This is a genomic window from Chitinophaga parva, from assembly GCF_003071345.1.
GTDB lineage: Bacteria > Bacteroidota > Bacteroidia > Chitinophagales > Chitinophagaceae > Chitinophaga > Chitinophaga parva.
In genome coordinates, this window is sequence record NZ_QCYK01000001.1 from 661,200 (window position 1) to 674,163 (window position 12,964).

Annotated in this window: 7 protein-coding genes; all 7 read right to left on the reverse strand. The window is 51.9% G+C overall.

Translation table 11 applies throughout. The features are described 5' to 3' along the window. Positions 1-12: 12 nt before the first annotated feature. Entirely contained in the window at positions 13-636 is a 624-nt protein-coding gene (locus DCC81_RS02900) for a hypothetical protein (protein ID WP_133177513.1), read from the reverse strand. A gap of 376 nt (positions 637-1,012) precedes the next feature. After that, a complete protein-coding gene (locus DCC81_RS02905) occupies positions 1,013-1,921 on the reverse strand; it encodes a helix-turn-helix domain-containing protein (protein ID WP_108686443.1) in 909 nt (302 codons plus the stop codon). Between the two features lie 61 nt (positions 1,922-1,982). Next, positions 1,983-2,747 (reverse strand): SDR family NAD(P)-dependent oxidoreductase, encoded by a 765-nt coding sequence (locus tag DCC81_RS02910; protein ID WP_108685090.1) that lies wholly within the window; start codon positions 2,745-2,747, stop codon positions 1,983-1,985. A 171-nt stretch (positions 2,748-2,918) separates the two neighbouring features. Continuing rightward, positions 2,919-4,733 (reverse strand): glycoside hydrolase family 2 protein, encoded by a 1,815-nt coding sequence (locus DCC81_RS02915; RefSeq protein WP_108685091.1) that lies wholly within the window; start codon positions 4,731-4,733, stop codon positions 2,919-2,921. Between the two features lie 185 nt (positions 4,734-4,918). Continuing rightward, a complete protein-coding gene (locus DCC81_RS02920) occupies positions 4,919-6,457 on the reverse strand; it encodes a RagB/SusD family nutrient uptake outer membrane protein (RefSeq protein WP_108685092.1) in 1,539 nt (512 codons plus the stop codon). Positions 6,458-6,476: 19 nt separating this feature from the next. Next, the gene (locus DCC81_RS02925) at positions 6,477-9,548 is read right to left on the reverse strand and encodes a SusC/RagA family TonB-linked outer membrane protein (RefSeq protein WP_108685093.1); all 3,072 of its coding nucleotides are present in this window, start codon (positions 9,546-9,548) and stop codon (positions 6,477-6,479) included. 483 nt (positions 9,549-10,031) lie between these two features. Next, complete coding sequence (locus tag DCC81_RS02930; protein ID WP_108685094.1) at positions 10,032-12,878, reverse strand: sugar-binding domain-containing protein; 2,847 nt, start codon at positions 12,876-12,878, stop codon at positions 10,032-10,034. Positions 12,879-12,964: the final 86 nt, after the last annotated feature.

Sequence of the window (12,964 nt, forward strand, 5' to 3'; positions counted from 1 at the left end):
TAACCACCCCCGCTAATAAAAGTCCCCACGTTCCACATTAAACGCACGGTCAAAATGTTCTACCACCTGCACAGGCGGTGTTGTGCCCGGTACTAACCGGCGCAGCGGTACAATGATCTTTGGAAACTCGTCTGCAAAGTCCAGGTGACGGCACAGCTGCAGGCCAAATGTTTTCATCACGGCGGTAAAGGCCGGCAGGTCATTGCCCCAGAACTTCACATACTTGCAGGCGCTCACATTCAGCTCTGTGAGGGCTTCGCGGGTATTGGACAGCAGGCCAAATTCCAGGGTGCAGTCCTGCACCAGTTCTGTTTTGTAGCGGGCGTAGTGTTTCAGGATATAATCCGTAGGGTGCAGGTTAGTGGTGAGGCTTTCTTCACTGGCCTCGTTATACACGGCGCTGGCTTTTGCCGGGAAAAGCGCGGCCAGGGCCAGGAACAGGTCCCAGAGCTGGGCGTTGTTCACATTGATGGCGGCAGTGAAGGTGTAAGGCAGCTGGGGTGTATGATTGGGCTGCAGGGTATAGCCGGGCTGGATATTGGCTTCCCGCCTGCGTTCCAGCAGTTCATCGATATCAGGGCGGTCAGGCATTTCATCGGCGCGGGGCACGCGGAGAGTGATGGGCAGTTCTAGCATGCGGGCAAGATACGCCATCCCCCGCAACGCGTGTAAGGAACGCTTACTAAAATGACGAATGGTCTTGCAAATATGCCCTTCGCGAAGTAGTTTGTCCAGGAAGACGGCAGGCTGCAAACGGATCTCAATGCAGCACGCAAATGTGCACAAAACTGCTCTTATGCGCAACCGGTAAGGACTATGACTGGCGCCGGGCGGAGCAATGGCTGCCCCATACGGTCTGGTACCCGCTGGCGGTGCGTATCAGAGATAAAGAATAAAAATGCTCGGGGTATGCGTTCGTAAAATATGCTTGTGGGAAGTGATGGAATACGCAGGGCCTGTCTTTTTAAGGGGCAGCAGCACAGGCGGGAAATTGTTCTTGGAGCGGGGTAATTCATCCCCGGAAATTAAGCGGGGCCTGTGCAGTTTGCTTTTTGAAGTAATTCGAGAAATGTGCCACCTCATCAAAACCCAGCGAATATGCAATATCCGCAATGCTCCAGTTGGTTTGTTTCAGCAACACTTTAGCTTCTTCTATTACGCGGCGGCTGATGAGCTCCGAGGTGGTCCTGCCGGTAACTTCCTTCAATACTTTGTTGAGATGATTTACATGCACGGCCAGGCGGTCTGCATATTCTTTGGGTGTACGCAATCCCAGTCTTTGCTGCGGCGACTCCAGCGGGAACTGTCTTTCCAATAACTCCACAAACAGGGAAGAGATGCGCTGGGAGGCATTTTGCGAGGTAGTGAGCGCGGAAAGCGGCTGTAGTTTTTGCCCGTAATGAATAAGCTCCAGCAGGAGATTGCGGAGCAGGTCGTACTTGAATTTATAATCGGATGCCAACTCCCGCTGCATTTTGCGGAAGATGTATTCCACCTCCGCACGGGCGGTTTCGTCCAGTTGGAAAATGGGAAGCTGGCCGGGCTGGTAGATCGGCAGCTCTTCCAGGAGCACTCCTGATTTGCGCGGAAGGAGGAATTCAGGCGTGAAAATGCAGAACATGCCCGTTTGGTTAGCATCCGCAGGTATCCAGTGGTAGGGGATCCTGGGTGTGGCAAAGAGCAATGCGTTTTGATCAATATCCACTACTTTGTCTGCATATTCCGCGCGGCTTTTCCCGCGCAGCCAGGCTATTTTGTAATAAGCCCGCCGGCTGTAAGGCATGGTGCGGCGGCCGGTGGTTTTGTCAAACAGTTTTTCCGCCTCAAATACATTGAAGTGGCCAATATCCTGCGCAATGCCTTCCGGTAAAGGAGCCGCATTGCGCAGGTAAAAGTCTTCCAGTGATGTATGCTCGGGCATGCGGGTCTTATATAATTCAAATATACCGAAAAAGAACATGCTGGTGTTGGGACGCGGACTGTTACAACATCATGCCGCCGGCCGCTTCAATGCGTTGCCCATTCACCCACCGGGCATCTTCCGTGCAGAGGAAGGCTACAACGCCGCCTATATCTTCGGCCACGCCAGGGCGCCCCAGGGCGGTAACGCTGCTGACCATTTTCTGCAGGTCTTCATTGCTGCGCAGGTGGCCGTTGCCAAAGTCCGTCATGATGGCGCCGGGGGCTACTACGTTTGCACGGATGCCACGGGAGCCCAGCTCTTTGGCCAGGTAGCGGGTGAAGGTTTCCACGGCGCTTTTCAGGGATGCGTAGGCAGATGAACCGGGTACCGCTACGCGGGTAAGGCCGGAAGAGATGTTCACAATACCGCCGCCATCATTCATAAGCGGCAACAGCTTTTGGGTGAGGAAGTATACGCCTTTGAAGTGCACGTTGAGCAGGTCATCAAAGAAGGCTTCGGTAGCATCGGCGATGGGGCTGTAGCCACCCTGGCCCGCGTTGTTCACCAGGAAATCAATGTGGGTTTTGTTGAAGTGCGTTTTCAGCGCAGCGGTAAGTTGTTCCGCGAAGGCCGGGAAGCTGGAAATGGTGCCGGTATTGAGTTGCAGGGCAGCAGCTTTACGGCCGCCCTCCTCTATTTGGGCCACTACGTTTTGCGCATCTTCCGCGCGGCTGTTGTAGGTGATGATCACGTCAATGCCTTTTTGAGCCAGGCGCAGGGCCATGTCTTTGCCCAGGCCGCGGCTACCGCCGGTCACAAGGGCTATTTTGCTGGTGTTTTCCATTGCAGATTGTTTTCTGCAAAGTTAGGACAGCGTGATAGCTGCCCGTTTGCGAGGATCAATCGGATATTTGCGAAAATCAAATAATGAAGGCGAAAAAAGGGCAGGATTGCGTATAAAGCAAAAGGCGGCCATCAATTACAATGGCCGCCTTCGTCTTTAAATTACGGTAAATTATTGCGTCACCTTGTTCAGCTCATCTCCTGCTTTTAGCACCGCCTCGTTCACTTCTTTTACCTTGCTGGCCTCCATCTTCTCTACTTTCCTGTCATACGTCAATACCCCGTTCACTTCGTGCTCCACATCCGTGGTCTGCGTGTAGATGGCTACGCTCAATCCGCGGTAACGCATCAACTGTTCCACACAATCCAGCAAATAAGTATACCGGTCTGTGAGCGCTGCTTTTGTAGGCTGAAAATCATACGCATTGTTCTCCACCGGCCACATATGGCCGCGTACAAACAAGCCTACGCCGCCAAACTCGCCCAGGGAGGCTGCGCGCTTTCCATCGGGCTCCGATGCGCCGTTTGGACCCACGTAAATGTGGGTGTCCACGTAATCGCCGTTACCAGGATCGCCATAGGCTTTCTGGTAGGAAGGATTGTTGTTAAATCCCGAATTGCCATTCACCAGCCGGGATGGGTCATAGGCTTTCACCCAGTTGGTGATGTTCTTTACGTCAAAGGCGCCCCAGTTCTCGTTGAAAGGTACCCAGGTAATGATGGAGGGGGAATTGTAGTGTTCGTCAATGAGTGCCTTTAATTCCTGGCGGAAGGTGGTACGGCATTTCAGCGTGTCTTCATTTTGGTACCAGATTGCAGGCATATCCTGCCATACCAGCAGGCCCAGTTTATCTGCCCAGTAGTAGAAACGTTGCGGCTCCGTTTTCATGTGCTTCCGGATCAGGTTAAAACCGGCGTTCTTGGTGTACTGGATATCATATTTAAGCGCGGCTTCCGTGGGGGCGGTGAGCACACCGTCCGGCCAGTAGCCCTGGTCCAGGAGGCCCAGTTGCATTACGAATTTACCGTTGAGCAGGGGGCGTACCACGCCGTTTACTTTGCCCAGCTTAATATCCCGCATGCCGAAGTAGCTGGTCACTTCATCGGCCACACTGCCGTCCGGGTTGTGCAGGGTGAGTTTGAGGTCGTAGAGGAAAGGCTCACCGGGCGACCATAACACCGGGTTTTCAATGGGCAGGTAGAATGCCTCACCGGTGGCGGCATTTGCCCGGGAAACCACTTCTTTGCCATTAAGGGCTATGGCAGTCACCTTAGCCTTGCCAGGGCTGTTGACGATCACCTGGAGGCGTTTGCCGTCTACATCGGGCAGCAATTTTATGTTGCTGATGTAGGTGGGATTCACCGGCTCCAGCCACACGGTTTGCCAGATGCCGGAGGTAAAGGCATAGTCGCCGCGGGGGCCGTTCTTGCCGGACGGGGTGCGGCCGTCGTTGGGGTCGTGTGCCGCTACCACGATGGTGTTGGTGCCATCCTGTAAAAAAGGCGTGATATTGATGTTGAAGGCATCATAGCCACCGGCATGCGTACCGGCTTTTTTGCCATTTATAAAAATGGTGGCGTCATGGTCCACCGCGTCAAAGTGGAGCAGCACGTTCTTATGCCCCCATGCGGCGGGGATCTCAAAAGTGCGGCGGTACCACATATTGATCTCCTGCGGGCGCTGTATGCCAGACAGGTATGATTCCGGGCAATAAGGCACCCGGATCTTTTCCGCGCCTTCAAAGGATGCAGGCTTTGACGGATTGAGTGCGGCTGGCGCGGCCTTACCGCCTTTGTAGTCCCACTGGCCATTGAGACACAGCCAGTCGGCGCGCTGGAGTTGCGGGCGGGGATATTCGGAGAGCGGTACGTCCGCATGCATGGCATCGTCGGTCCAGGGCGTTGGTAACCGGGCATCCTGTGCAAAGGAGCTGGCCGCGTACATCAGCGCAAGAATTGAGAGGGCGAGCGAGGGGTAGCGTTTCATGTTTGATTTAATGGTTGGTTACGTGTGGGGAATAAAAGTGTTAATTCGTCCTGAAGATAATAGTTAGCCCGCGACCTTAAAAGCGAAGATTGGAAACAAGCGAAAAAAATCGCCGGTAAATAACAAAGGCCGCTGCAAGGCGGCCTTTGTGAGGGAAAGGATCGATATGTAGCTCACTGTTCCGGCTACCAGTTTACATTCTGCTCCATCTTTGTGTTGGCATTGATCTCCGGCTGTGGAACCGGGAAATAATCATACTTCGGGGATTGGAAATACTGTTTTCCCACTTTGTCGCTGTTCCCTATTTCCTGGGTTAGCAGTCCCCAGCGTTTCAGATCATAGAAGCGCTGGTTTTCCCTGGCAAATTCCAGCATCCGCTGGTGGCGGATCTCGGCCATCAACTGGTCCTGGGAGTACCCGCCCGGCAATGCAGCCAGTTGCGCGCGGGCCCTGATCTGCTGCACATACGGATAGGCCGCAGCGGTATTGCCCTGCATGGTTTCCGCTTCGGCAATCATCAGCAATACATCCGCATAGCGCAGCGCCCGTTCATTGTTGCTGGAGGTATAGTCAGAAGCGCCACTGGCGCCGGTAATTTCGCCGTCCTGGTTATAGTTCTGGTATTTTTTGATGAGGCTACTGAAACCAAAACTCAATGTGAAACTACTGAACGGTTTATTGTAGAAGGTGGCGCCGGGATAGTTCCACACCATAGTGGCATACATTCTCGGGTCAAAATCATTGGCCGTTGTTTTTTCTTTTTTAAACTCATTGAACAGTTTATCTGTAAAGCTCACTTCAAACCAGCCGGCCACTTCAGACGGTGCAAACTCCTGCGCGGTCGTTACACCCAGGGCCTGGCCTGCGTTCTCGCCGGACCAGGGGTTGGTGCCGCCCACGTCGCCCAGCTGGATCTCGAAAACAGACTCCTGGTTGTTTTCCTTGGTAGCCACGAAATTGTCGCCATAATTGGTCATCAGTTGATACGTGAAAGGAGCCGTGGTCAACTGTTTCAGTGTTGTTTCTGCGGCTGCCCAGTCTTTCGTGTACAACTGTGATTTGCCCAGGAAGCCGAGGGCTGCGCCTTTCGTGGCACGGCCCACCCATTGTGCAGTATAGCTAACCGGCAGGCCTGTGGCGGCATCCGTAAAATCCTGTTTCACCTGTTTCCAGACATCCGCCTCTGGCGATTTGGCTACAAAATAGTCGTCCTTGCTTTGCGGTGTTTTTAAGATGATGGGAGCATCTCCGAAATTGATCACCAGGATGAAATAATTCAGGCCCCGTAAAAATTTGGCTTCCGCGATATAGGCATGTTTTGCATCATCACTCAGGCCGGGTACTTTGTCTATGTTCTCCAGGATCTGGTTGGAACGGAAAACAGCGCGGTAGCAGTCATTCCACAGGTCGTTCAAAGGGCCACTGTCGGGGGTATTGGTAAAGGTTGACAAACGGTACAGGTCGGCCACGTCGTTGCGGATAAAGAAATCATCGCCGCGGCCGTTGGCCAGTTCAATCCCTCTCACGCCCCAGAAACCACCGTTTACATCCCGCAGCAGGGAATAGGTGGCTGCCAGTGAACTTAACACATCACTTTCGGACTTCCAGTAAGTCTCCGTGGTGATCTGGTTAGGATTGGATAATTGCAGTGCCTCCTTCTTACAGCTCACCATTGCCAGCTGCAGGCTGGCAATACAACTCAGTATATAAAAGCTCTTTTTCATAACGTTAAAAATTTTTGATTTACAATCCGATTTGAACACCTACAGAAATGGTTCTTGCAAGCGGGTAGGCCACGTGGCCAAAGTCAACCCCCCGGTCAAAAATGCTTCCTGTTCTACCCAGGTCGGGATTGAACCCGGTGTACTTGGTAATTGTAAACAGGTTGTCTGCGCTTACATAGGCTCTTAAGGAGCCGTCGTTCCAGCGTTTCTTTACCAGGTCTGTGAAAGTGTACCCTATCTGCAGGGTTCTCATTCTCAGGTAAGATCCGTTTTCCAGGAACCTGGAGGACGTCCGGTCATTGAAATTGGGGTCATTGATCACCGCACGGGGCACCGTGGTACCGTGGTTTTGCGGCGTCCAGGCATGCATGGTGGATGCTGCATAGTTAAACTCCAGGCTCATACTTTCCAGGTCCTGGCGCAAACCGTTGTAGATCTTATTGCCATGCGTGCCCTGGAAATAAGCATTGAGATCAAAATGTGCGTAAGACAAATTGAAGCCCAGGCCATATTCAAATGAAGGGAAAGGGCTGCCCATATACACTTTGTCCTGGTCATTGATCTGGCCATCGCCATTTTTATCGTAGAATTTTATATCACCGGGAGCAGCATTGGGTTGGATCAACTGGCCGGATTTGTTATACGCATTTACTTCCTCCTGCGACTGGAAAATGCCGAGCGCCTTGATCAGGTAAAAGCCGGTAATGGGGCCACCGGCTTCCGTCAGCGTGCTGGAAGCGCCGTGGTGTGTAGGTTGCCCGCCGAAGATCTGCTGGGAGCCGGTACCCAGTTCCAGCACTTTATTTCTGACCAGGCTAAAGGTTCCGTAAACATTGTAGTTGAATTTACCTGCATGATCTGCATAGCTGGCGCCCACTTCAAAGCCGCTGTTCCTGAGCTTCCCGGCATTTACAACAGGATTAGACACGGAGCCCGCGGAGCCGGGGATGGGCACATTCAATAATACATCGTCCGTGGTTTTCACAAAGTAGTCGGCCGTAACATTCAGCTTGTCTTTCAGGAAGCCTGCATCAAAACCGATATTGCTGGTTTTGGTGCTCTCCCATTTGATGTTCGGATCTGCAAAGGCAGTTTGAATAGAACCAAACCATTTTTGTTGCGCAGCACCGGTAACATAGTTGATATTAGACGCAATGGCAGCGCTGTACTGGTAGTCCCCGATCTCCTGGTTGCCCAGCACACCGTAGCTTGCCCGGAGCTTTAAGGTCGAGACCACGGGGTTGGATAGTGCCTGGTAAAACTTTTCGTTGGAAATATTCCAGCCCAATGCAATGGAAGGGAAATCACCATACCGGTTTGCACTGCCAAACCTGGAAGAGCCATCGCGGCGGATACTTGCCGTCAGTAAATACCGGTTATCGTATGCATAGATCACGCGGCCCAGTAAAGAAGCCAGCCTGCTTTGGGTGCTATTGCCACCGGTGGTGGAGATGCCTGCGCCTGCGTCAATGTTTTTAATACCGTCCGGCAGATCTGTACGCGCGGAATACAAATAGGTGTAATTGTTTTTCTGGTAAGTGTAACCAGCCAGCGCCTGGATGCTGTGTTTTCCAACGGTTTTGCTATAGTTCAGTGTATTTTCCACTAGCAGCAGGTCTGTCTGGTCTTTGCTGACGCCCAGGTCGTTTGTGGGATGCGTAAATAATGTGCCCACATTATATCTCCGCGTATAATCCGTACCGGTTCCAAATGTGCTGGTGTAACCAAAGTTCAGTTTGTAAGTAAGATCGGGTGTGATGGACAGTTCTGCATAGGCATTGGCCAGCACGTTACTGGCCACCCGGTCAATGCTTTCCAGGTATAACTGTGCTACGGGGTTGGCCACATTCACTACCGGGCCGTAGGCACCGGCAAAGCCGCCAATAGCGGTGGAATCATAGATCTGGAAAACGGGGATCATCTTAGCCGCAGATCCCACCGGGTCGCCGCCCTGGCCACCCCAGCCACCGGGCATGTTGATCGTTTTTTCCTGCGTCAGGAGTACCGTTTCACCGATCTTCAAAGGCCCTTTTTTCGTTTCAGATTTTACGCGGAGGTTGTAGCGCTTGTAGCCGGTAACGTCTACAATGCCCTGCTGGTTTGTATAACCGCCGGAAAAGCTGTAGTTGCTATTGGCATTGCCACCACTCACAGTCATATCATATTGCTGGATGGGCGCGGTTTTGTAAATGGCATCCTGCCAGTCTGTACCCTTGCCTAACTGGGCCGGGTTAGCGGCAATATCCAGCCTGGGCAGCCCTGCTGCGTCATGCGCTGCATTGCTTACGGTGGCCCATTGCTGTGCGTTTAAAACAGACACCTCGTGCGCAATGTGCTGCACGCCATAATTGGCGTTAAACGCGATGGCTACCTTTCCGTTCCTGCCGGATTTTGTAGTTACCAGCACCACGCCATTTGCCGCACGGGAACCGTAGATAGCCGCAGCAGAAGCATCTTTCAGCACATCTATGGATTGAATATCTGCCTGGCTCAGGTTATTAATGTTGGCCACCGGTACGCCATCCACCAGGTACAGCGGCGCTGCGTTGCCAAGGGTACCAACGCCCCTGATCAGGATCCTGGTGCCTGCACCGGGATTGCCACCGGCAGATTCAATGGTAACGCCGGGCAGCTTCCCCTGCAGTGTTTTTGTAAGATCACTTTGCCCCTGGGCTGCAATGTCAGCACCTTTGATGTTGGCAATGGCACCGGTTAGATCTTTCTTTTTAACCGTGCCATACCCGATCACCACTATTTCGTTCAGGTTACTGGCGGTAGTGGCTATTACCACGTTCATCACTGGCGCGTTAACCGGAATTTCTTTGGTTACATACCCCACTGCTTTGAAGACCAACGTGGCTCCCTTGGCGGCATGGATGGTATATTTTCCATTCGCATCCGTAATGGTACCCTGTGAAGTATTTTTGATAATAACAGTAGCCCCCGGGATAGCGGTGCCATCATCCTGCGATGTAACAACGCCCGAAATAGTACTTGCCTGTTGTGCAAATGCACTATGACCCAGCAGGCAGGCCAGGAAAAAAGACAACAGCGATAGATTTCTTAAAAATCCAATGGGAAACGTTTGCATAAAGTGGAATTTATTTGTTTGCAATATTGGTTACGTGGAATGCCGTTTAAACCGGGTGAGTTTAACAGCGTTGCGCTAAATAGCCCTGTGTGTTAATGCCGTTTTTTTTAAGAAAAAGAGATACCGCAAGCCATCAACCTGGTAGCTCGGGAACACGGGTGTTATGAATTTCAGTGCATCGTGGAATGAAACACCTCCGGAATACAGCGGTGTCAAGCACTTTAAAAAACGTGGATAATTCTAATGGATCGCTATGTGTTACTGTTTCGTTTATGACAGCCGGGTTGGTCATCCCGGAAGTTGCTTATTCCCATTATGGACGGATGGGAATGGTGACGGCTATAAATATAGAGATTATTATTTTATTTGTCTAATGGACAATTAATAAAAGTACAGATTTTTTCCGGGCGCAATACAGGAGCAGTGAGAAAGGGATGTATCAGCAAAGATAGCACCCTGCAGCCAACCGACGCCTTACGTTGTTCACCAGTTGCACAGCGCCGTTAGTTTTTCTGCGGGAACTGCTGTTGAGGGCTTGAAATTGTTTCCGGACATATATTGCAGCAGGCTGTATTTTAATTGCACGGCCGCGGGCCTGTTATCGAGATTACCGGTTAGATCAATACCGGAAACCAGCAGGCGTCCTTTACCCACCTTGCATTCAAAGACCAGTCCCAGGGGTCTGGCGGTTACCCAGTCGTCAATCACCCTTACTATTGGTACCAGGCCCGGGTTTAGCTTATCTAATTCGATGGCATTGGAATGCGTCATGCCATCAAACCATTGCCAGTTGCTATGATTTTGGGTGGGGAAGTATTTTAATGCGGGATGGGACGGATCACAAAGTATGCCCAGCGATACCGGCGGCTGTTGATTGGTCCAGGCCGTGTTCCAGAAAATGCTGGAGAAGCCGATGGCAATACCGCCGCCGAATTCCGGTTTCAGCGTCCCCTTCTTTATTGACAACAAAACTTTTTTGCCGGCCTGCAGCTGGTCAAGGATGCTTTGATCCATCTTTGAAGTTACGATCACATCATTATTCACCTGTGGTAACCGAGACGGATAAACGAAGATGTCCCACTCATTTTCATGACCGGCTACATTTACCTGTACGGTGAGCCGGGCAGGCTCCGTGATGGTGGCCAGTGGCTGGGAGAAAGCGCCGAGGGCTATCTGGCCATTGGGAATGTCCTGCGTTTCCAGGTTGCCGGAAAACAACACCTGGCCATCTTTATTGCGTATTTTCCAGGAGGGGGTTATGCCGGTTAATTTTCCTGGTCCGTATTGCGCCATTTCCACCGTTCCGTGGATGGTTTCGTCATTCCTGTAGATCATTTTAGGCAGCCGGAGCAGTGGCACCATGGGCCCGCAGAACCGGGCGTATTCATTGCCGGTGATGTAGCCTTTATCCTGCCAGAAGGTGTTCACTACGCCTACCAGCGCCGTGCCCTGGCCCGGAAAATCATTTAAGCCCAGTAACTGGAATCCTGCAAATCCTTTTGTTCTCAGCGCAGCTTCGATATCAGCCTTATAACAAAGCACCTGTAATTTACCCGATGCATGCAGGAAGTCGCGGGCCAGTGGTCCCATTCCATGTTCCGCCAGGACATCCCTGAAAATTTCAAAATTGTGTGCCTTTAATACCCCGGTATATTTTGCGATCTCGCTGAAATCGGGGTAAACGCACCATTGGCCGATCTCGTGGCCTATCGTGGGTTGGGGATTATTGCGGATAATGGCTTCCCAGTCATAATCGGTACTTGGTTCGTGGCTGTTGATGATACTTTTTAAGCCCTCCCCCCAGCGTTGTATCCGGGGATCCGGGGTGCTGTTATAATCGCTTTCTTTAATTACCGGCCATCCGGAGCCCGTGGTGTATAACCTGCGCGGATCCTGGTGCTGCCAATACATGACGAATTTGCGGAGATAGTCTACATGGTTTTTGCCAGCCGGCTCGTTGCCATAGGCCATCATACAAAATGACGGGTGATTGCCAAAGGCCTGCACGATCCGCCTGCTTTCCGCATAAATGAAGGAATCGAGGGGTGTCCCGTCGCCAATAACAGCGCCCTGGTTTGCCCAGCTGCTGCATTCAATCTGCAGGTAAAGCCCTAACTGGTCTGCTGCTTCAAACGCCGCTTCGGGAGGGCACCAGGAGTGAAACCGGATATGATTAAGGCCATAAGATTTGCATTGTTTAAAAACATCCCGCCAGGATTTTACGTCAACGGGTGGATAACCGGTTAATGGATACGCAGCACAATCCAACGTACCGCGTAAAAATGTGAGGCGGTCATTGATCGTGAATTGCGTGCCTTTGCTGGCAAACTTCCGCATGCCGAACTTCAGTTCTTTTTTGTCCAGCACCTGCCCGTTTTCCAGCAGCGTTAGTTTCAATTGATACAGGGCGGGGTGAAATTCATCCCATAGTTTCATGTGCTCCCCGATGGGAAGTGCAATGGAAAGATCGTTGGCTGTATCTGCCACGGGTATGGACGTTGCGGGAAGCGGCCGTTTACGACCTTCATTATCGTACAGTTCCATCGTGAGCCGCAGCTTGCTCCCATGAAGGCTGCTTTTCTTCAACGCAGCATGGAGGGCAACCTGGCGTTTGTAGATGTCCGGGAATACCTGTACGTCGTCAAGATATGCAGCGTGTTTGCGTGTTAAAAGGAGCTGGCCGGTCATGCCATTCCAGTTACCTTGGGTGTGGTCAGAGATGCTGTGTGAGTTAGGGCCTACATTGATGTCAGTCACCCGGTTGTCTACCCTCACAGTGAGAAGATGGCGTCCCGGGGAGATGGTGTTGCCCAGGTGGAACACATCCGGCGTACCAAGGCTGTTTGCCTTGCCTGCAAAGTGTGAATCGATCCAGACAGCGGTTTCCCAATGGCTTCGCTCGATGAATAATTCAAGATCGCTTCCATGCCAGGATGGTGGGACGTTTATTTCTTTTTGGTACCATGCAGGCCCTTTGTAGTATTTAACTGGTTGCAGCCAGAAAGGGATCTTCAGGTTGGAAGGCACTCTATACTTTGCATACCGGGGCTGCGTGTACCAGCTGGAATCTGAAAGGGTGGCGGTCCATGGTGTGTGTACGTCTATGTTATTGCCCAGGTTATTGGTGGTCATGGAACCGGGCAGTTTAATATGGCCGGACAGGGGTTTGTTGAACCAGGCCTCCGTTATGCCTTTATCCAGGGAATCTACCTGGAAGTTCCAGTCTCCCGCCAGGTTAATGCGGTCTCCGGGTAGATCCTGTGCTGACAGCTTGTTGAAGGTTGTGGGCAGGCACAAAATTGCTAACAGGAGGGCGGGTAACTTCAGCATGTGTACGAGAATTTGGTTGATGGAGGAAATGGTGCTCTAAACTTACGGAGATCGCGGAGGTTGTTAAATGGACTAAAGCTGCAAAA

Excerpts from the sequence above, each read along its gene's own strand:
- DCC81_RS02900 (WP_133177513.1), bottom strand. The coding sequence starts at position 636 with ATGCTAGAACTGCCCATCACTCTCCGCGTGCCCCGCGCCGATGAAATG.
- DCC81_RS02905 (WP_108686443.1), bottom strand. The coding sequence starts at position 1,921 with ATGCCCGAGCATACATCACTGGAAGACTTTTACCTGCGCAATGCGGCT.
- DCC81_RS02910 (WP_108685090.1), bottom strand. The coding sequence starts at position 2,747 with ATGGAAAACACCAGCAAAATAGCCCTTGTGACCGGCGGTAGCCGCGGC.
- DCC81_RS02915 (WP_108685091.1), bottom strand. The coding sequence starts at position 4,733 with ATGAAACGCTACCCCTCGCTCGCCCTCTCAATTCTTGCGCTGATGTAC.
- DCC81_RS02920 (WP_108685092.1), bottom strand. The coding sequence starts at position 6,457 with ATGAAAAAGAGCTTTTATATACTGAGTTGTATTGCCAGCCTGCAGCTG.
- DCC81_RS02925 (WP_108685093.1), bottom strand. The coding sequence starts at position 9,548 with ATGCAAACGTTTCCCATTGGATTTTTAAGAAATCTATCGCTGTTGTCT.
- DCC81_RS02930 (WP_108685094.1), bottom strand. The coding sequence starts at position 12,878 with ATGCTGAAGTTACCCGCCCTCCTGTTAGCAATTTTGTGCCTGCCCACA.